General features: G+C 46.9%; 21 protein-coding genes. 15 read left to right on the top strand and 6 right to left on the bottom strand.

What is annotated here, in order from left to right; all coding sequences use genetic code 11:
• From nrdG to GCE9029_RS15525, 3 genes are all read left to right on the top strand, one after another.
• Positions 1-465 carry an anaerobic ribonucleoside-triphosphate reductase-activating protein gene (gene nrdG / locus GCE9029_RS15535; RefSeq protein ID WP_062664523.1) on the top strand — a complete coding sequence of 155 codons (465 nt, stop codon included), beginning with the start codon at positions 1-3 and terminating at the stop codon, positions 463-465.
• A gap of 200 nt (positions 466-665) precedes the next feature.
• Positions 666-1,199 (top strand): ATP-dependent zinc protease family protein, encoded by a 534-nt coding sequence (locus GCE9029_RS15530; RefSeq protein ID WP_062664520.1) that lies wholly within the window; start codon positions 666-668, stop codon positions 1,197-1,199.
• 135 nt (positions 1,200-1,334) lie between these two features.
• The gene (locus tag GCE9029_RS15525) at positions 1,335-2,519 is read left to right on the top strand and encodes an amino acid aminotransferase (protein WP_062664518.1); all 1,185 of its coding nucleotides are present in this window, start codon (positions 1,335-1,337) and stop codon (positions 2,517-2,519) included.
• A 74-nt stretch (positions 2,520-2,593) separates the two neighbouring features.
• On the opposite strand, the gene GCE9029_RS15520 is transcribed toward GCE9029_RS15525, so the two are convergent.
• Positions 2,594-3,175 carry a YceI family protein gene (locus GCE9029_RS15520; RefSeq protein ID WP_062664516.1) on the bottom strand — a complete coding sequence of 194 codons (582 nt, stop codon included), beginning with the start codon at positions 3,173-3,175 and terminating at the stop codon, positions 2,594-2,596.
• Positions 3,176-3,438: 263 nt separating this feature from the next.
• Here GCE9029_RS15520 and GCE9029_RS15515 point away from each other — a divergent pair, with 263 nt between their 5' ends.
• A complete protein-coding gene (locus tag GCE9029_RS15515; protein WP_062664514.1) occupies positions 3,439-3,801 on the top strand; it encodes a RidA family protein in 363 nt (120 codons plus the stop codon).
• Positions 3,802-3,867: 66 nt separating this feature from the next.
• Here GCE9029_RS15515 and GCE9029_RS15510 read toward each other — a convergent pair whose 3' ends face one another.
• Entirely contained in the window at positions 3,868-5,790 is a 1,923-nt protein-coding gene (locus GCE9029_RS15510; protein WP_062664512.1) for a methyl-accepting chemotaxis protein, read from the bottom strand.
• 158 nt (positions 5,791-5,948) lie between these two features.
• Here GCE9029_RS15510 and GCE9029_RS15505 point away from each other — a divergent pair, with 158 nt between their 5' ends.
• Entirely contained in the window at positions 5,949-6,422 is a 474-nt protein-coding gene (locus GCE9029_RS15505) for an OsmC family protein (RefSeq protein ID WP_082804362.1), read from the top strand.
• On the opposite strand, the gene GCE9029_RS15500 is transcribed toward GCE9029_RS15505, so the two are convergent.
• The gene (locus GCE9029_RS15500) at positions 6,419-7,360 is read right to left on the bottom strand and encodes a Dyp-type peroxidase (protein WP_062664510.1); all 942 of its coding nucleotides are present in this window, start codon (positions 7,358-7,360) and stop codon (positions 6,419-6,421) included. The genes GCE9029_RS15505 and GCE9029_RS15500 overlap by 4 nt on opposite strands.
• A 225-nt stretch (positions 7,361-7,585) precedes the next feature.
• Here GCE9029_RS15500 and GCE9029_RS15495 point away from each other — a divergent pair, with 225 nt between their 5' ends.
• The 4 genes from GCE9029_RS15495 (at position 7,586) to GCE9029_RS15480 (ending at position 10,071) form a co-directional block, all read left to right on the top strand.
• A complete protein-coding gene (locus tag GCE9029_RS15495; protein ID WP_062664509.1) occupies positions 7,586-8,026 on the top strand; it encodes a hypothetical protein in 441 nt (146 codons plus the stop codon).
• Positions 8,027-8,400: 374 nt separating this feature from the next.
• Positions 8,401-8,865, top strand: coding sequence for a DUF695 domain-containing protein (locus GCE9029_RS15490; RefSeq protein ID WP_062664507.1), 465 nt, complete (start codon positions 8,401-8,403; stop codon positions 8,863-8,865).
• A gap of 241 nt (positions 8,866-9,106) precedes the next feature.
• On the top strand, positions 9,107-9,445 hold the full coding sequence (locus GCE9029_RS15485) for a hypothetical protein (RefSeq protein ID WP_231870116.1): 339 nt from the start codon (positions 9,107-9,109) through the stop codon (positions 9,443-9,445).
• Between the two features lie 134 nt (positions 9,446-9,579).
• Positions 9,580-10,071, top strand: coding sequence for a hypothetical protein (locus GCE9029_RS15480; RefSeq protein WP_062664502.1), 492 nt, complete (start codon positions 9,580-9,582; stop codon positions 10,069-10,071).
• A gap of 588 nt (positions 10,072-10,659) precedes the next feature.
• On the opposite strand, the gene ylqF is transcribed toward GCE9029_RS15480, so the two are convergent.
• Together ylqF and GCE9029_RS15465 are read right to left on the bottom strand one after the other, a co-directional pair.
• On the bottom strand, positions 10,660-11,604 hold the full coding sequence (gene ylqF, locus GCE9029_RS15470) for a ribosome biogenesis GTPase YlqF (protein ID WP_062664498.1): 945 nt from the start codon (positions 11,602-11,604) through the stop codon (positions 10,660-10,662).
• 147 nt (positions 11,605-11,751) lie between these two features.
• A complete protein-coding gene (locus GCE9029_RS15465) occupies positions 11,752-12,516 on the bottom strand; it encodes an EAL domain-containing protein (RefSeq protein WP_231870115.1) in 765 nt (254 codons plus the stop codon).
• A gap of 431 nt (positions 12,517-12,947) precedes the next feature.
• Here GCE9029_RS15465 and phhA point away from each other — a divergent pair, with 431 nt between their 5' ends.
• Both phhA and GCE9029_RS15455 read left to right on the top strand, forming a co-directional pair.
• Complete coding sequence (phhA, locus tag GCE9029_RS15460; RefSeq protein WP_062664494.1) at positions 12,948-13,736, top strand: phenylalanine 4-monooxygenase; 789 nt, start codon at positions 12,948-12,950, stop codon at positions 13,734-13,736.
• Between the two features lie 16 nt (positions 13,737-13,752).
• Entirely contained in the window at positions 13,753-14,094 is a 342-nt protein-coding gene (locus GCE9029_RS15455; RefSeq protein WP_062664492.1) for a 4a-hydroxytetrahydrobiopterin dehydratase, read from the top strand.
• Between the two features lie 56 nt (positions 14,095-14,150).
• On the opposite strand, the gene GCE9029_RS15450 is transcribed toward GCE9029_RS15455, so the two are convergent.
• Positions 14,151-14,597, bottom strand: a complete 447-nt coding sequence (locus GCE9029_RS15450; RefSeq protein WP_062664490.1) for a DUF4174 domain-containing protein — start codon at positions 14,595-14,597, stop codon at positions 14,151-14,153.
• Between the two features lie 324 nt (positions 14,598-14,921).
• Between GCE9029_RS15450 and urtA the strand changes: the two genes are divergently transcribed.
• The 4 genes from urtA to urtD all read left to right on the top strand — a co-directional run bounded on the left by urtA (position 14,922) and on the right by urtD (position 19,988).
• On the top strand, positions 14,922-16,217 hold the full coding sequence (urtA, locus tag GCE9029_RS15445; RefSeq protein WP_062664488.1) for an urea ABC transporter substrate-binding protein: 1,296 nt from the start codon (positions 14,922-14,924) through the stop codon (positions 16,215-16,217).
• A 157-nt stretch (positions 16,218-16,374) separates the two neighbouring features.
• Positions 16,375-18,018, top strand: coding sequence for an urea ABC transporter permease subunit UrtB (gene urtB / locus GCE9029_RS15440; protein ID WP_062665702.1), 1,644 nt, complete (start codon positions 16,375-16,377; stop codon positions 18,016-18,018).
• Positions 18,019-19,098 (top strand): urea ABC transporter permease subunit UrtC, encoded by a 1,080-nt coding sequence (gene urtC / locus GCE9029_RS15435; RefSeq protein ID WP_197475368.1) that lies wholly within the window; start codon positions 18,019-18,021, stop codon positions 19,096-19,098.
• Positions 19,095-19,988 carry an urea ABC transporter ATP-binding protein UrtD gene (gene urtD / locus GCE9029_RS15430; RefSeq protein ID WP_062664485.1) on the top strand — a complete coding sequence of 298 codons (894 nt, stop codon included), beginning with the start codon at positions 19,095-19,097 and terminating at the stop codon, positions 19,986-19,988. The genes urtC and urtD overlap by 4 nt, the downstream gene beginning before the upstream one ends.
• Positions 19,989-19,991: the final 3 nt, after the last annotated feature.

Raw genomic sequence — 19,991 nt, 5'->3', positions numbered from 1 at the left:
ATGAACTTCCACCAGTATTATCCGGTAGATGTAGTTAACGGCGAAGGTACGCGTTGCACTCTGTTTGTGTCTGGCTGCGAACATCAATGCCGAGGCTGTTATAACCAAAGTACCTGGTCACCATCGTCTGGCGAGTTTTTCGATCAGGCAATGGAAGATCGCATCATTGCGGATTTGAATGACACCCGCATCAAGCGTCGTGGATTATCGATCAGCGGTGGTGACCCACTGCTTCCAGTGAACCTGCAAAGCGTGTTGAAGCTTGTTCAGCGCGTGAAAGACGAATGCGAGGCCAAAGACATTTGGATGTGGACCGGATATTCGCTTGATGACCTGACCGAAGCGCAGCGCGAAGTGGTGAGTTATGTGGATGTGCTGGTGGACGGTAAGTTTGAAAAAGCGTTAGCAGATCCTTCGCTACCTTGGCGAGGTAGCTCGAATCAGGTTGTGCACCGTTTGACGTGACGTTAACACAGCACGAGCTACAGTTTGTTAGTGTTCCTTCAACGCCGCTTAATTGCGGCGTTGTTATTTGCCAAACCGTGAATTTCTCGCCATATTAAGCTGAAATTCAGAAACTTAGTGTAGTTTTAAAGCCGTTACGAACTTTCGACAACACGCATTGTCCATTCCAATGAATTTGCTGTTACCACAAGGACATCGCAATGAACCAACGTATTGCCGCCTTCTTTTTACTTATCGTATTAAGCCCGTTCAGCTTTGCAAATACTGCGAACACTGCTGAAAGTTATGAACACCTGCCAGATGGAAAACTGATGATGGGTGAGAAAGAGTGGGTGAGGGTTGATGACATCAACGTGATCGCGAAAGCCCGAGTCGACACTGGGGCGACGACCTCTTCAATCAGCGCTATCGACATCAAAGCGTTTGAGCGCAATGGCGAAGAATGGGTGAGTTTCAGGTTGGCCCATGATGAAAAAGAAAGTGATTTAATGGAACTGCCAGTCGTCCGAACGGTTCGCATTATCCAATCAAGCGCTGAAGGCTATGATCGCCGCTATGTAGTGGAAATGCCGATCACCATCGGTGATGTCACGGAGTCCACTGAATTTACTCTGCGCGACAGGCATCATCTCAACTTTCCCGTACTGTTGGGGCGCACCTATCTGAAAGACACCGCGGTTGTGGATGTCAGCCGTCAATATGTGCAGCCAAAACCTGGGAAACTGGATCAGTAAATCTCACTTGACGAATTTACAGCCAAAAGCGCATTTCAATCTGATTGAGATGCGCTTTTTTAGTTGCGCCTTCAGCAACATTTAGTAATGTAAAAGCCAGTAAGACGAATTGCCGTTAAATAAGGAAGTTATCGAATGTTAGATCTGCTATCTCCGGCGCAACAAGATCCTATCTTGTCTCTCTCCATTGCTTTTCGCGAAGACAACCGGGCAGAAAAAATGGACCTCGGGATTGGCGTTTATAAAGACAGTCAGGGCAACACCCCAATCATGCAGGCGGTGAAAGCGGCGCAACAACAGTTGGCAGACTCCCAAACCACAAAAAGCTATGTCGGATTGGCAGGCAGTGAAGCCTATAACCAAGCGATGACGAACCTACTGCTAAAAGGCACAGACGGATTCTCACGCAGTGCAGCGGTGCAAACCCCTGGCGCAAGTGGCGCGCTGCGCATGTTGGCTGACTTGATGTATCTGGCGAAGCCGATCACTACGGTATGGATCAGTGACCCAAGCTATGTGAATCACAAGCCAGTGATGGAAGCAGCAGGTTTGACGGTGAAGTTTTACCCGTACTTCAACGCTACGACCAAGCAAGTTGATGCAGATGCAATGCTGGATGCGCTGGCGAGTGCAGGCCCTGATGATGTGGTTCTGCTGCACGGCTGTTGTCACAACCCAACAGGTGCTGATATCCGTCCAGAACACTGGCAAGCGATTAACGAACTGGCGCAAAAAAATGGCTTCACGCCATTTGTCGATATTGCATACCAAGGTTTCGGTGAAGGGCTGGAAGAAGACGCGAACGGTTTGCGCCTGCTTGCGGATTCAGTAGAAGAGATGTTGATTGCGACGTCTTGTTCAAAGAACTTCGGTTTGTACCGTGAGCGCACAGGAGCAGCGATTGTTATCGGCAAGAGCGCGAAAGAAGCAGGTAATGCAAAAGGACGCATTCTGCAGTTAGCTCGTGCAACTTACACTATGCCGCCTGATCACGGTGCAGCGATCGTCGAAACCATCCTGACGAGTGATGAGCTGACCAAACAATGGAAAGATGAGCTGGATGCGATGCGCGGACGAATCATCACACTGCGTGAGGGTTTGAGTTCTGCGTTAGCAGCACGTACCGGCGACAACCGCTTTGACTTCATCAAAGAGCACAAAGGTATGTTCTCCATGCTGGGTCTGACGCAAGAACAAGTAGCAAAGCTGCATGATGACTTCGGTATCTATGCGGTCGGCGACAGTCGCATTAATGTCGCGGGTTTAACGGAAACTCGAATTGACTATCTGGCAGATGCATTGATCGCTGTCGCGAAATAATCAGTTTCACTTTAAATTAAATAAAGCCAGCAGTTGCTGGCTTTATTATTTTGGATTAAAGATTATTTAGATGACTACTTTTCTTTAAATACCAGACTGACATTGACAGGCACAGTGCTGGAAATATCAATATTTCCGACTGTCGCTGAAACTGCTTTTAGGTTTTCTTCAGGAATAGCAAATTTTGCACCACTGATAATGACTGGTTTGGTGGTAAATGCGAAGATATTGTCGCCGGATTTAATAATATTCATATTCAGCGTCACATCTTTAGTGTTACCGAACAGAGTGACCTTAGCAGGAATAGCCTGCTGAAGTTGTGCGCCAGATTCATCCAAGCTTTCGATTGAAACCTGACCTTCTACCTTCAACATCGGAAACTTCTTGGAGTCAAAGAAAAGGTCGTTAAGGCGCTGATTACGAATAGGAATGCCAGTTGCAATTGAAGAGAGTGGGGCAGTGATGCTGAAACTACCAGAAGCGTCGACACTGCCTTCTAATCCGCTCAGGTTGGCAGGTTCAACGACGTAAGTTTTCTTAATGGTTGCAAAACTAATGGAAGAGGCTTCACTGTCAACCGCGTAATCGTTTGAGGCAAAAGCAAGAGAAGGTGATAAAGACAAAGCTAATATAATTGCCGACGACATACGTTTCATTTTTTATTCCTTTTTTATTGGTTGGTTTTTATATCCTTGTTGACAGTAGACAGTTTGTACATCGTTTTATTTCGATTCATATTTTCTAAATTTTCGATTGATTCCTATCTGTTTCAAGTGAGTCAAAAATAAAACAGGGTGTGGTTAAGTTATTTATACCCATCAATAAAATGTTAACTGGTGATAATTCAAACTGACCGGGATGACGAGCAGTACATTCAAATGTTAGTATGTGCCGTCAAACCTAATCTGGTAGTAACCCAATGAAAATACATCGAATTAACCCTACAAAGCGTTGGTCAGACGTTACCGTGTTCAATGGCATTGCAAACTTCGTTGAAGTGCCAGAAAGCGACCTGAGTGCAGACATCAAAGGCCAAACGCAACAAATTTTCGCGCAGGCAGAAGAAATGCTGGCAACGGTAGGTGCAGACAAAACTCGCATCCTGTCTGTGACTATCTACATCACTGACTTTGCAAACCTGGAAGCACTGAATGAAGTGTGGGATAACTGGTTTGAAGAAGGTACTGCGCCAAGCCGTGCTTGCGTAAAGGCCGAGCTGGCAGACCCAGATTACCTGGTTGAGATGGCATTTGTAGCCGCTGCTGGCGAAGAGTTTCATTAAGTTAAATTAGCCATGAATTAAAAACGCCCTGCAAAAATGCAGGGCGTTTTGTATTTCTACCTGAAACTACACACGATAAGTCGAAAGCAGTTCATTCATCTGTGTTGAGAGCAATCGCAGGTATTCACTGGCTTGTTGGGTTTCCTCAATATACTGCGCATTTTCCTTACTGATAGAACCAATTTGGCCGATATTGTGGTGAATCTCTCCAGCCACCACGTGTTGTTCGTTAGCCACGCTATTGATAGAAATATTCGCTTGAGTCAGCATTTTTACGGCCGACAAAATGTGTTCTAAAACTTCCCCAGCAGCTTTCGCTTCCTCGACATTAGAAACAGAAATTTCCCGATTCTTTTCCATTAGCGACAACATTTCGTTAGTGCCATTTTGAAGCCTTTCGATCATCACACGGATTTCTCCAGTCGAATCTTGTGTTCTGCTGGCAAGAGAGCGTACCTCATCGGCAACAACGGCAAATCCGCGACCTTGTTCTCCTGCCCGCGCGGCCTCAATGGCAGCATTCAGTGCTAGCAGATTTGTTTGCTCCGCAATCTGGAGTATCACATCAAGAATACCGCTGATATCACCTGTCGCACTGGCCAGTTCATTTACAACGTTGGCAGATTTCGCCATAGATTCATCTTGGCTCTCTAAGCTCACAATGACGTTCTGAACCACAGAATTACCGCGCACGACTTCCTGATCTACCTTATTGATCGCATCTGAAGCGGCGCTCGCGCTATCTGTGACAGATTGAGCGGATTCATTCAGTTGTCGAATTGAGTACTCTGCACGTTCTACTTCCTCATTTTGCTTACTCATCGCTGTTGAAGAGTGGGCAGCGATACTGGCCAATACTTCAGATTCCGAAGAGAGTTTACCCGAAGATTCAATGACCTCTTTGATGGTGGTTTGAATACGCTCCAGCACTTTGTCGAAGTGCCTTGCCATGATACCGAACTCGTCGGAAGCATCAGAGTTAAAGCGTTTAGTGAGGTCACCTTCACCTTCTGCAATATCCTTGATAGCTGCAATAAAGGCGTTCAAAGGTTTGCCTACAATTTGTTTCATCACTAAAAAGTTAATCACCATAAACGCAACCACAAAGCAGACAACGACGGCAAAAGCTTTTAGCGCGGATTGTAAGATCAATGCCGAAACATCCTCATTCGGATAGGCGATGACAATTTCGTAGTTCCATTTGTCATAGGGGAATCGGGCAACAGACCAAGCTTCAGGGGTAACATTCAGTGCCAGTTCAACCGTTGCGGCATCAACCGAGTCTGAATGCATTCTGACGCGCTTTTTATTATCCAAAAGCGCGACAAAACCGCTATTCAACACCTTTGACTTGCCGATGGCAGAGGAGAGTTGTTTTAAATCTGCTGAATACCCGACATACCAGATGCCGATCACTGTGTTTTGCTTGTCGAAAATGGGCTCATAGGCCGTGAGGTAAGGGTCGCCGAGAATATCAATCTTTCCGTAGAAGGCTTCTCCCGCCTTTATTTTCTTATCGACGGCGCCGCCCGGGAGCAATATCGTACCTGTCGCACGTTTTCCGTTCTTCTTAACGTTAGTAGCGACCCGCACAAATTCAGAACCATCTTTAGCGAAAAGGGTTGCGGTTCCCCCCATGGTGCTGGTTATCCTATCGACAAGTTCAAAATTGTTGGCTTGTGGATTATCGCCAAGGTAGAGATTCAAAGCTTCACGGTCGTTGACTGTGACACGTTCTCCAAGCCGAGGGGAGCCCAGTTCTTGCCCCTCTTTTTTTAGCAACGCCATACTAGCGCCAACACGTTCCATTATCAGGCTGTGTGTTGTGTCCATTAAGCCAAGTAAGTCATGACTTAGGTTCTCTTTTTGGACATAAACACTCTCTTTGATGTGGTTGGTTTCGTTGATATTGGTCAGTACAAATGCAATAGCACTGGCAATTACCCCGAGTGTCGCGATGGCAGCGAGGAATTTACGTTGAAGAGACATTTTTGAGCTCCTTGTGGATCCACTTAATCAAAAAAGCGCATCAATAGAATGAGTTGCATATCAGATGTTTCTAAATGTTTCCTTCTGAATGAATTCTAGATTCGGGTGTCAAGAAAGTTGGTAAATACCGAACAAATATCGGTAAAAGTGTATTGAAGATGAGAATTTTGACGTCAAAACATAAAGTTTTAATCAATTGGTGGCATAGAAATGCAGAAGGTGAGCGTGAAAATCCAACCAGTTTTGTTCATGAATGGATATTTGATGGAGGCATCAAAGTCGATGCATCACCATCTCCCTTTGTGATGCCTTTGCAGGCAAAAGAAGAAGCCATCGATCCGGAAGAAGCGTTTATCGCCGCCATTGCCAGTTGCCATATGATGACCTTTCTGACAGTGGCTGAGAAACAGCGTTTTAGTGTTGAAAGCTATGCCGACGAGGCCATCGGCACGCTGGGAAAGCTGGAAAACGGGAGAACGGCTGTCACTGACGTGGTGCTGAAACCCAAGATTGTTTTCAGCGGGGGGAATCAGCCTACACCTGAGCTGCTAGCTAAAATGCACAAACTGGCACACAAGCACTGCTTCATAGCTAACTCAGTCACCACTAATATCACGGTGGAAAGTGACTAATCATCAAATCGCTCGTCGATAAATCGCTGCGAGGGCACAAAGTAGTTAGTGCCAGTCTTTGCCTCAACATAGTCCAGCAGTTTGTCGTAATCTCCGTTTTCGTCCGCGGTGATCATCTGCGTCAACGACGTTTCCACCACAGACGACGAAGCTGCAAACCCAACAAACATGGTGCCGTGCTCTATGGCATTGCCGTAAGGACGGTTCTGGCGGTACATTTTGATTTCCTCGCCATTCACTTCCACCTTACTTTTCTCATTGTGCGCCCAAGCAGGTTTTTCATCGTCACTGAGTTCGATGTCATCCATCTTAGTACGGCCCACGACTTGTTCTTGCTGTTCGGTCGGCAGAGCATCCCAATCCTGATGACGGTCGATATAACGCTGAACCGTGAGATAACTGCCGCCCACCACATTATCACTGCCTTCCTGTACCAAAACTGCTTCCGCGCGCTCTTCATCTAAAGGATTTTCAGTACCGTCGACAAAATCGATCATGTCGCGGTTATCCAGATACTTAAAACCCTGAATATCTTCAGTGAGCTCTGCCACATCGCCTAGAGCTCGCGCTGCGTATTTAGCGACCTGAAAATTCAGGTCTTTGCGCTCTGATTTCACCATCAAAAAGATATCGCCCGATGTGGAAGGAAAAAGGCGAGAGCCATCAGCCAGTGCAGGGAAGTCATGGAGTTCAGAAGGCTTCGGTATATCAGGGAACAAGATGGGCCAACTGTTGGAAGAAAAACCTATGGTGACAGATAAGCCGGCAGAGGTATCTTTCTGTCGAATCGACTTTTCAATGCCCGGCAGTTGGGAAAGTGCCTCGTTAATTTGATCCATATTCAGCCACTGATCTTTCAGAGTGAAGGTCAGGAATTCAGCGTGAGTAGTAGGGTTAGACAATACGCCTGGCTGCGCCAGTGACACGAGCTCGTTCATACATCTTCCTGTTGATAGAAGTTTGAAATCACGTTGAGGATAGAACAGCCCCGAGTGTCAGGGTGAGGTAGGAATGAGACGCCACGCAAGAACAGATACAACCCCACAACAAGCTTGTTGATGTCCCGTTTTACATACATAAAAGATTCATATCATTAGACTTTTTAGGCAAGCCTAACTAGGATAAATTTTCTTTAAATCGATTCAGTTGCATATAGGGAAAGCATGCTCTGGCACAAGGTTCAAAATCAGCTCAAACTCCATGACATCAGCCTCGTCGTTGGTCCTAACCGTTCAGACAAAACCAAGTTTCTGGTCGAGCAATATGGCGATACACCATTCACCATTGATGTTTCCAAAGCCAAGCTCGCCTACTGCGGCGGCGATACCACCATCACCGACGCTGAATGGCATCAAATCATGGAACGTGATTGCCCATTTATCACCGTTGATGACGCCCACTTGCTTAAAATGCCTGACCTGCTCAAGTTGATTGAAGTCGCGGTAGAAACCAAAAAGCGCCTTTATATGTCATGCAATGAAACCATTGTTTTTGACCTGCCTGCATTGCTGACTCATGCCAGAAAGCATTGCCTTTCAGTGGTTAAACTGGAAAGGCTGACCGCGAATGATGTTTGCGCGTGGGTGTTGGGGGAGTTTGGGTAACCTCTTGTTCCTTCTCCTTGCTAAGGGGAAGGTTAGGGCGAGGTTTTGGTTAGTTTTGCCCCTTCTCAAGACTGAATCCCTTCCTGCGTGTCATTGCTAAGTCTGTCTTTACGATACTTTTTATATTCCGAACGTTACTTTTCCACTGTTGAAACACACAGTAGATGCAAAGGTGTCGCATAATACCGAAGTAGCCCCATTTTGGCGTATTTTCACAAGGTCGTTTTGGGCTCTCTCAGAAAAAGCATTAAAAAACAAAAAATAAGTTAAATTTAAAGTACGACGACTTGTTATTAGTGGACAAAATGGGGTGTTTAAATACACCGCTTTGGTGTCCAATACACTGTTATGCATAAGATAGAGTTTCTTGGACTATGGCTGATTGGGATTTCTATCAGGCGAATGTAAATGAAAAAATAGCGTCTATATACCTCGATTTAGATGCTCAATCAGATTTAGATCCAGGCACGTATTCTATGCTCTGTTGGCTCTTCATACGACTAAAGGTAGAAAGAGCAGATGGGCTAAGTCATGAAGATGAGTTCGATGTACTTTGTGACTATGAAGATAGGCTTGATGAGCATCTTAAAAATGAAAAAATAGAAATGGTTGGCAGAGTTACCACTGACGGTATGAGGCAGTTTTACTTTTATTCAGCTCCAAACTTTGCTTTTGAAAGCAGCGTTAAAAAATTTGTATCCACATATAGCTCGTATCAGTATCAATTTGGTTGCATACCTGATCCAGATTGGAGTCAATACGAAAACGTATTATATCCAGGAGAGCATGGACTAGATCAGATAAATGAGCGCAGAGAAAATGCTGGAAGAAAACCTTGATGAATATATCGAAAATTTCGGGTCTTACATTCGGCCTAGCGAGCAATGCATAACAAGCGAATGAACGAGGGACGTTTACTCGTGGCGCATTTTTTCGTAGAAACGCTGTGATTCAGGCATTTCAATCAGTTTGGGCTAGTAAACGCCCGTTATTCGAACGTTATTTTCAAGGTAAAAAATGAGGAGAAAAAGGCTCAATCATTACGTTGATGTAATTCCCAAGATATTCGCTGGATGGAGAATGGGCGATGATCTTGAAGCACTTTCTGAGCTACCAAATGGTGTTATCGACATTGACGTCCTAAAAGGTTCTGCGACTCACTCATTGGTTGGGAACATTGAGCTATGGATTGCTGTAGAGATTTGTCAGTGGCTAAAAGAAAGCGCAGCCAGAGACAACATAGATTTGTCACATTTGACCGAAGCCTACCTCACTGTAAACATCGACACTGACAAAGTAAAAACTCATAAAGATAAAGTGGTAATGTTCCATTTTGATTTGTCATCGAGAATAGTGACGAGCAGCAAAGCATATGCAAGTACCGTTACAGAAATGACTAGGTGGCATAGTAGGCATTGAACATAACAAGAGGCTATGAACGGGGCGATCTGTCACTGCGGTAGCTTTTGAAAATGGTTTGAATACAAAGAATTAAAGAAGTTGGAAGGTTAGGTAAGCGCCCGTTATTGCAACTTTATACTCCCATGTGAAATATGAATAAGATTGAGCAAAAGCTTAAAGAAAATCGAAATCGGAGAGCCAGAGAAACGCTACTGTCTCAGCTCCCCGAGTCAATGGCTATATTTTTAGAGCAAGCCGATTTCTCGAGTGATAGAGAATGCTTGCTCTATGCAGCTTTTACAACTTGGGATCAAGAGACCGATACCCTGACAACTACAAGAGGTTTTGTCGAAAATTGGATAAACCTTACCTTCCCGCGCTGGAGTGATCTTTTCGGTAGTTTAAGAGAACTTCCCTCACTAGAATATGAAGGTTGGTTATTCTTCGATACTGACGGACCATATTTTCAGGTGAAACTTTCCGAGCTACTTCTCTTCTTGGGTGATCTAGAGTCATTCACAAGTGAGAACGAAAGATATGACTTCGGCTGGGTTGGTGCAGATATAGACTGTGGCGTAATTGCAGAGTTTAATCACACTTCATTTTGTAGAAATGATTTTGAGTTAAGTGTTTGGGGAATATAACAAGAAACTATAGCGTCAATAGCTATGAACGGGGTGCTTTGCCATTGGGACTGCTTTTAAAAGTGTCATGAATACATCGAATTAAGCGGCTTTTTGACTTCGTGGTAAGCTTCCGTTATCGCAACGTTATATTATTTAGGACTTTCAGCGATGGATTGGGAAGATATCTTAGTATCAATATTCGGTGGGTTGTTAAAACTCATCAAGTTAATCCTGATAGATTTTATCGTGTTTGGGATAATCTATTGGTACGGCTATGTGATCTTGATGACTCTCTCGTTTGGAAGATATCCCCGAGGCTCGAAAAGAACCGATGACGAAAACCTTATCAGTTTTTTTGGCATTTTTTGCTTTTCAATGACGGTCATAATCTTTCTTGGTATAGATGCTGCCGCCCCACAAGAACCCTCCGCGTTAGAATGACCTAGCTTCAAATTTGAACGACCCTTAGCCTGATTTGTGTTCACAGCATTCCTCCGCTGTTCTAAAGAGTGGAAGAACCAAAAGCCAAACAGCCAAAACAAAAAAGCCCCGCATTTGCGAGGCTCTTCTATCTTAACTCTCGAAACTCTTATCTCAAATCTCGCCTTAGCGCTTATTTTTCAAATAACGCTTACGACGCTCTTCTTTATGTTTAGCTTTTTCTTCTGCTTTCTGTGCTGCGGCTTCTTCTACTTCAACCAGCTCTTGGCTAATCATGTCTGGGTGTTCCAGCGTGATGAGACCAAGTGCACCGTTGCGAAGGTCGTTGATCAGAATCTCTGAGGCTTTGTGCAGGTCGATACGGCCACCAGCGCGCAAACAACCACGCTTCTCGCCAATCGCTTCCATCAGTTCCACTTCAGTTTGTGGCAACTCTTCGATGTTGTAGCGCTTTTTCAGCAGTTCCGGGTAAGCGCTTGCAAGATATTCCACGGTGTAGAACGCCACTTCGTCATATTCCATGGCCGTGTCTTTTACCGCGCCAGTTGCTGCAAGGCGGAAACCACTGTGCGGGTTTTCTACTTTCGGCCACAGAATCCCTGGGGTGTCAGAGAGCACTACACCGTTTTGCAGGTTAATGCGCTGCTGTTGGCGGGTTACTGCTGGTTGGTTACCGGTTTTTGCAACGACGCGGCCAGCCAGAGTGTTGATGATGGTGGATTTACCCACGTTCGGAATGCCCATGATCATGGTACGAATGTTCTTGCCCATTTCTTCACGGTGAGGGGCAAGCTTGCGGCAAAGATCCATGATTTTGTTCACTTCGCTGATTTGCTCAGTGGTGATGGCCATTGCTTTAACGCCTTGTTCTTTCTCAAGGTGTTCCAGCCAAAGAGCAGTCATTTCCGGGTCAGCCAGATCGCGCTTGTTCAACACTTTGATCACTGGCTTGTCTTTGCGGATGCGGCGAATCATCGGGTTTTCGCTACTGAAAGGAATGCGCGCATCCAGTACCTCGATGATCACATCGATTTTCGGTACCACTTCTTCGATTTCTTTGCGCGCTTTGTGCATGTGGCCCGGAAACCACTGGATGGAATTGTTAATCATGCGAATGATTGCCTTTGTAATTCTGTATAAACGCCGGTCAGTCGACACTGAGGCGAAAAGTTGTCGGGGATTTTAGCACTTAAAGAAGGCTTGATAAAAAATAACTGGAGGAACAGGGGGAGAGTGGTGAGAGATTAGTCGATTTGTTTATTCGACTTTCTGAGTGGGTCCACGTTTAGCGGGGTTGGCGGCGAAGAAGTCTTCGAGTCGTTGTGGCATACCCAAATAGAAACCCTGGAAGTAATTGATATGCAGGGCGCGCATGGCTTCATATTCTTCCTGATTCTCAATACCTTCCACCAGTATTTCCGCGTTCACTTCATTAGCGAGAGCGATTGCGCGCAGCAAGGTGTCCACTTCACCTTCTACATATCGTTGTACTAAAGAGCGATCAAGTTTAATCAGGCTTGGGCGAATCATTCGTACACGCTTTTCTTCTGAACCTTCTACGCCGTAGTCATCAACCGCGATTTGGAAACCGTTATTGATAGACTGGGTAGTGGCTACTGAAAGTGAAGCTGTGTCTGAATGCAGGTGCTCAACTACTTCAAGTACGACATGGTGACGAGGAATACCCAACTCGGCGAGGCGTTTTAGCATCAAGTTCTGATTGGAAAATGTTTGGATTGAAGCAATTGCTGAAGAAGGCAAAACGTTAAGGAAAATGGAATGGTTGCCCGCATAGGGAGAGAAGTTTCGAAGATGGATAACGCGGGCAAGCTTATCGAGACTGACCTGATCGCCAAAGCCCGGATCGTCGCGTTCCAGATTCCTAAAAATGTAGGCAGGACAAACTGGGTCACCGTCAACGCTTCTGGCCCTAACCAGTGCTTCAAAACCCAAGACAGTGCCATTTGCCCGGAAGATAGGTTGGAATACGCTCCGAAGCTCCAATCCATTGAAGATAGCCATAACGTCCCCGTTATCGTCGGCGCACAGGCATTCTTCAAATTCAGATTGTGTCCTCAAGTGCTTTACCACGACTACCTTACCTCTCAATCAGACTCAATCGATGTTACGACAAAGCGCACTATCGGCAAATCAATCATTAGTTCGCACAGTGAATTAATGTGATCTTCTCCGAGGTCGTGCGCATTTTGAGCAATGAAAATGGTCTGACAAACCCGGTTTTATTGGGGGCTCTTATACATGTTATGAGTGTTCCATTTACGAGTGTAGATTCGATCTGGCTCACAGTGAAATGTCGTTGATGAATCTCTTCGTAAAAGCGATATGTAAATATATTGTTACGCACCACTGTTCCGTAAAACCCGTTTAGATGTTTTCCTCTAGATGCCGAACCGCTATCGTTTTTTGTAGAGACGAAACAGGGAGACGTAGCGATGAAACAGCATCAATACGAATCTAAGCCGTTGGATTCTAAAGGTCAGATTAATTGGTCCGATGATGAACATGAGGTATGGACCCAGCTTGTCGCCAGGCAATTGGACTGCATCAAAGGCAAGGCATGTCGCGAGTATTTTGAAGGACTTGAACTGCTCGATTTGCCCAAAAATCGTGCGCCACAAATTCCTTCCATCAACCGAGTTCTAGCTGAAACCACGGGCTGGCGGCTTGAACCAGTGCCTGCTTTGATAGATTTCGACCATTTCTTCGCACTGTTGGCGTCTAAACGCTTTCCCGTTGCGACTTTTCTGCGTACTCAGAAAGATTTCGACTACTTGAAGGAGCCTGATTTTTTCCACGAGATTTTTGGTCATTGTGCCATGCTGACCCATCCTGCTTTTGCATCCTTTACCCAACATTATGGAAAGCTGGGAGTGAACGCATCGAAGGCTGATCGCGTATATCTGGCTAGGTTGTATTGGTTTACTGTCGAGTTTGGGTTGATCCAAAACGACGACGGCTTATCGATTTACGGCGGAGGTATTTTGTCTTCACCTGCCGAAACCGAATACGCATATGGCAGTGTTGAGCCAACCAGGAAAAAACTGGATGTGATTGACGTAATGAGAACGCCTTATCGCATCGACATTCTGCAACCTATCTACTTTTATTTAAGTACGCTAGACGAATTGTATGAACTCGAAAAGCTGGATTTGCTTCAATGCGTGAACAGAGCGAAAACGCTTGGACTGCATGCACCACTTTACCCTCAGAAAATCGCGTAAAAATAGGGAGAACGAAATGGAACAACTGTCTGAACTGCAATGTGAAGCCTGCCGCGCAGATGCTCCAATGGTGAGCGGTGATGAAGCAGCAAATTTGATGACGACATTGCCTGAGTGGCAACTGCTGGATGTAGATGGCATTAACCAATTGCACCGTGTTTACAAGTTTCGAAACTTCAAACTGGCCTGGGCTTTTGCAGATAAAGTGGCTGAGCTTGCTGAAGCGGAAGGGCATCACCCTGCGATTCTGCTTGAGTGGGGCAGCTGTTCGGTGACTTGGTGGACGCACAAGATCAAAGGGCTGCACAAAAATGATTTTATCTGTGCAGCCAAGACGGACTTGTTGTTAGATGAGTAGTCCTATCGCGAATCTAAAAAGGGGCTGATTGCCCCTTTTTTGTCATCATGCTGACCTTATATACTGCACCTCAACCCTCGTTCCCTTATCTCCGCCTGCCGCATGGGCATCTCATCAATAATCTGCACCATCTCATTGATATCGAAGCCCTGACGCCAGCGCGCTTTTTCGGTGCCATCTTTACCGATTAAAACGGCGGTATGCTCGCTGTTTTTTATGCGGTATTTATTCATTAGTTTGATGATTTCCTGCGAAGAGAAAAGGCCGCTGGAATCAGAAAGGTCGTTCATGTCCAGAATGAGGGTATGGAGGTCTCTGTCATCAATCTGGCAGCGGTAAACTAACAGCTGGCGTTCAAAAGTCGCGACATCATCGTCGAATCCCTTTGAAAAATAGATCAGTGTCCGATGGGGTTCAATCAGCCCGTAAATCGGATAGGCTGCAGCAGTTGTGCTAAACATCAGCCCAGTAGCGACCAGCCAGAAGCAAGTTAGATGTTTCATTATACACGCCCTTCCTGCAAGAACATGTGTACCACTACGTAAGCATAGTTTGTCCGGATTGATCTCTCCTTCTTTAACCGCACGATGCTCCATATAAGTGCATGAACAACGCCCTTACTAAGAAATGACTAATATGGTGCGATAGCCGGGTTTCCATGCACCAAACTTACGCAACCGGATTTTTTCCTCTTGGTTTATAGCGTCTATTGCTCCGTAAAAAATCCCATTTAATTCATTAGATTGCATTTTTATTGCGAGTGATACCTCCCTTGTGGCAAGGCTTTTGCTCAAAGCTTTTCCAGATACTCAAAAGGAGCTTTTGCAATGAAAGGGAAGAAGTTTGCATTAAATTGGGTAAGCGCAGTTGCACTCGCAGGCGCTGGAATGTCGTTCCAAGTGCTTGCTGAGGAAGACACCATCAAAGTCGGTGTGCTTCACTCACTGTCCGGGACGATGGCGATCAGTGAAACCACATTGAAAGATACTGTGTTGATGATGGTGGACGAGCAAAACAAGAAAGGCGGCTTGCTTGGCAAGAAGCTGGAAGCTGTTGTGGTTGACCCAGCTTCAAACTGGCCGCTGTTTGCAGAGAAAGCACGCGAACTGATCGAAAAAGAGGAAGTAGACGTGGTGTTCGGCTGCTGGACATCGGTCTCACGTAAGTCAGTGTTGCCAGTGTTTGAGGAGCTTAACAGCCTGCTGTTTTATCCGGTTCAGTATGAAGGTGAAGAGTCTTCAAAAAATGTGTTCTACACCGGCGCTGCGCCTAACCAACAGGCAATTCCTGCAGTTGACTACCTGAAAAAAGACCTTGGCGTTGAGCGCTGGGTATTGGCAGGTACTGACTATGTTTACCCACGTACGACCAACAAGATCCTCGAAGCCTATTTGATCGATAGTGGTGTCGCTAAAGAAGACATCATGATCAATTACACCCCATTTGGTCACTCTGATTGGCAGTCCATCGTTGCTGACATCAAGAAATTTGGCGCTGCCGGTAAGAAAACCGCAGTGGTTTCTACCATTAACGGTGACGCCAACGTGCCTTTCTACAAAGAGCTTGCTGCTCAGGGCGTAGAAGCGGAAGACATTCCTGTCGTGGCGTTCTCAGTCGGTGAAGAAGAGCTGTCTGGTATGGATACTTCTGCGCTGGTAGGCCACCTGGCCGCATGGAACTACTTCATGAGTGTTGAAACTGACACCAACGACGAGTTCGTTGAGAAGTGGCATGCCTACATCAAAGACGACAAGCGCGTGACTAACGACCCAATGGAAGCCACTTACCTTGGCTTTAACATGTGGGCGAAAGCCGTTGAGAAAGCAGGCACTACAGAATCTGAAGCCGTTCAGGAATCGATCATTGGTGTGACTGTACCGAACCTGACTGGCGGTTTCGCGACCATGATGCCTAACCACCACATCACTAAACCTGTATTGATTGGTGAGATTCAGGACGACGGCCAGTTCGTGACAGTGTGGGAAACCCCAGATGTCGTCGCGGGTGATGCTTGGTCTGATTACCTGACTGGTTCAAAAGATCTGTTTGCAAGCTGGCTGAAGCCAATGTCTTGCGGCAGCTTCAATGTCACCACGGGCCAATGCTCAGGTGTTGCTGAATAAGTTTTAACCTCATCAATCAGGGTAGGGAGTCCGGAGAGACTCCCGCCCGCAAGATTACTTCCAGTTTACCTGCCCTTGCGGTGCCGTCTCCTTGCATCTGAACCGCACTGGCAGGACTTTTTCGAAGGATCGATTCATGTTTCGTTTGACAGCAATAATGAATCGTCTGCTGTGGTTAAGCCGTGTCCTTGTTTTAATGAGTGGGGCGCTGATAACAGCACAGGCGAATGCCGACATTTCGGAGATGTCAGAAGCCGCAAGCGCACTTGCAGGCAAATCATTCAAAGATAAAGAAGCAGCGATCGCATTTATTGCATCCGCTGACCTGTCAGAGTCATCTGATATTTCAAATACGCAACTTCTCGAAGGCTTGCTGAACAAGCAGGTGGTTTACGACAAGAAAGCCAAATCCATTTGGTATCTTGCCGAGCCGCCATTGGCGAAAGGCAGCGAGCTGACCAATATCCTCTCTGGCGACATTGTAACGGTGGAAAAGAAGCGCCAGTACCGTGCGGTGACCATCAATAACAAAATCCGCAGTCAGATAAAGACCGCCATGGCGACAGCCGCGCTATCCAGTGCCGATGCAGAAACCCGACAAACCGCGGCTAGGCGCATGATTGGAGAGCTTGATGCCTCTTTACTGCCTGCCATCGTTTCGATACGTGATGATGAGAGTGACACTGTCACTAAAAAATATCTCTCGACGGCGGTTTCTGTTTACGCAGTGACAGAAGGCAGCGAGCCAAAGCAGGCCATGGAAGCCATTGCATTCCTGTCTGGCGTTGGTTTGCCTGAAGCTTTTGATGCGCTGCAAGCAGCAAGGACGAAAGTGAAGAGTGATGATGTTGAAACCATCGCGGCACTGGATAAGGCAATCGCTGAATACGAACAAAGTCAGCGTGTAGTGAACGCCGCCCAAACCCTGTATTTCGGTTTAAGCCTGGGTTCAGTATTAGTGCTCGCCGGGATTGGCCTTGCCATCACGTTTGGTGTGATGGGTGTGATTAACATGGCACACGGCGAGCTGATCATGATAGGCGCATACACCACCTATGTGCTGCAACAACTTTTCCCTGCGCAAACCGGCATGGCGCTGCTGCTTTCTATTCCGTGCGCCTTTGTGGTTTCCGGTTTGGTAGGCATGGCGATTGAACGTTCGGTGATTCGACATCTTTACGGTCGACCATTGGAAACCCTGCTGGCGACATTCGGTATCAGCCTGATTCTGCAACAAGCCGTGCGTAGTATCTTCTCGCCGCTCAACCGTTCCGTCAGTACGCCTGATTTTATGAGCGGCATGATTGAAGTCACGCCAATGCTAGAGCTGACGGCCAGTCGTATGTACATCATGGTGTTCTGTCTGATTGTCTTCTTTGCGCTCCTGTTCATTTTGAAACGCACGCCGCTGGGCTTGCAGGTTCGCGCCGTGTCGCAAAACCGTGCAATGGCGCGCGCGATGGGTGTGCGTTCAGAATGGGTAGACATGGCGACATTTGGTTTGGGCTCTGGTATCGCCGGTGTGGCGGGCGTGGCGCTTTCTCAGCTCACCAATGTGGGGCCGAACATGGGTCAGGCTTACATCATCGATTCTTTCATGGTGGTGGTCTTCGGTGGTGTTGGAAACCTATGGGGAACGCTCGCTGCAGGCTTGAGCCTCGGCGTGTTCAACAAAGTCTTGGAACCTTGGGCGGGCGCAGTATTGGCGAAGATCCTCGTTCTTGTGTTCATCATCCTCTTTATTCAGAAACGTCCTAAAGGTTTGTTCCCGCAACGTGGACGCATGGCGGAGGACAACTAAATGGTTACTAAATCTCTTTTCGACCGCTCAACGGTCATGATGATTGTGGTGCTGCTGGGCATTGGTTTTCTGGTGCCTATCCTGAACCTAGTGGTACCAGCGGGCAGCATTTTTCACCTCGAAACCTATACCGTTTCTCTACTCGGAAAATATCTCTGCTTTGCCATTCTCGCGCTTTCCGTGGATTTGGTCTGGGGCTATCTCGGTATTTTGAGTCTGGGCCACGGTGCGTTCTTCGCACTCGGCGGTTACGCCATGGGTATGTACCTGATGCGCCAGATTGGTGATCGTGGCGTTTACGGTAACCCAGAACTGCCTGACTTTATGGTGTTCCTAAACTGGCAGGAATTACCGTGGTTCTGGTTCGGTTTCGACCAATTCTGGTTTGCCTGTTTGATGGCTGTTGCTGTGCCCGGTCTGTTGGCCTTTGTGTTCGGCTGGCTGGCGTTTCGCTCCCGCGTATCCGGTGTTTATCTCTCCATCATGACGCAAGCCATGACGTTTGCTTTGATGCTGGCTTTCTTCCGCAATGAAATGGGGTTTGGCGGCAACAATGGTCTGACGGATTTCAAAGACATTCTCGGCTTTAGTCTCCAAAGCGATGCCACCCGAATTGGTCTGTTTACTGCGACCGTGGTCGCGCTAATGCTGGCTTACTTACTTTGCCGCGCGGTGGTTGTGAGCCGATTAGGTGCGCTGACGATAGCGATTCGTGATGCGGAATCCCGAGCCCGCTTTGTTGGGTATCGTGTTGAGAATAGCAAGCTCTGGTTGTTTGTCCTCTCTGCTGCCATCGCTGGTGTTGCCGGTGCTCTGTATGTACCTCAGGTAGGCATTATCAACCCGGGTGAATTTGCACCTTTAATCTCTATTGAAATTGTGGTCTGGGTGGCACTGGGTGGTCGTGCAACCCTTTACGGTGCTGTCATTGGTGCCGTGTTGGTGAACTATGCGAAAAGCTGGTTCACGGTTGAATTTCCAGAAGTCTGGCTGTTTGCTTTGGGTGCGCTGTTTGTCCTCGCCACCTTGTATCTGCCAAAAGGCGTAAGTGGACTGTTTCGCAAGGAGGCAAACGCATGATGTCGAGAACGCTGGTGGCAGAAGGCATGAACCACCAAAAAGAACAACTGCCTGAAACCAATCCTACGGCGGAGCTGCTGAATGAAATCACCCGACGTGATCAGGTATTCAGCTTCCTAAAGCCTCAATACAACCCAAAAGTTGACGTAAAAAACGGCATGTTGCTTTACGTCGAAGGGGTGTCGGTGTCTTTCGATGGCTTCAAAGCGATTAACGATTTGAACCTGTATATCAAAGAGGGCGAACTGCGCTGCATTATCGGTCCAAATGGAGCGGGTAAAACCACCATGATGGACATCATCACAGGGAAGACGAGACCGGATGTGGGCGATGTTTGGCTCGGTCAGCAATTGAACCTGCTCAAGATGGATGAAGCGGAAATTGCCAATGCGGGCATTGGCCGTAAATTCCAGAAACCTACCGTATTTGAAGCGCTGTCAGTTTGGGAAAACCTTGAGCTCGCCATGGCGGGTGAGAAGTCCACCTGGCACCTGTTCCGCGCCGTTTTGTCCGGTGAGCAGAAATGCGACATAGAAAGAGTGCTCGAACTAATAGGCTTAGAAACACAGTCCAGAATGTTGGCGGGCAAGCTTTCTCATGGCCAGAAACAGTGGCTGGAAATCGGCATGTTGCTGATGCAGAAACCCAAGCTGTTGCTGGTGGATGAACCTGTAGCGGGCATGACGCATCAGGAGATGGATCGTACCGCTGAATTGCTGCTTTCACTGGCTGGCGAGCATTCGATCATGGTGGTTGAACACGACATGGATTTTGTTCGCAGTATAGCGTCGACAGTGACCGTGCTTCACCAAGGACATGTGCTGGCAGAAGGGTCGATGAAATCGATTCAGGACGACCAGCGTGTTCGCGAAGTCTACTTGGGCCAATAGGAG

The organism is Grimontia celer, assembly GCF_900055185.1.
GTDB lineage: Bacteria > Pseudomonadota > Gammaproteobacteria > Enterobacterales > Vibrionaceae > Enterovibrio > Enterovibrio celer.
This window is presented reverse-complemented; position numbering and strand designations above follow the sequence as displayed.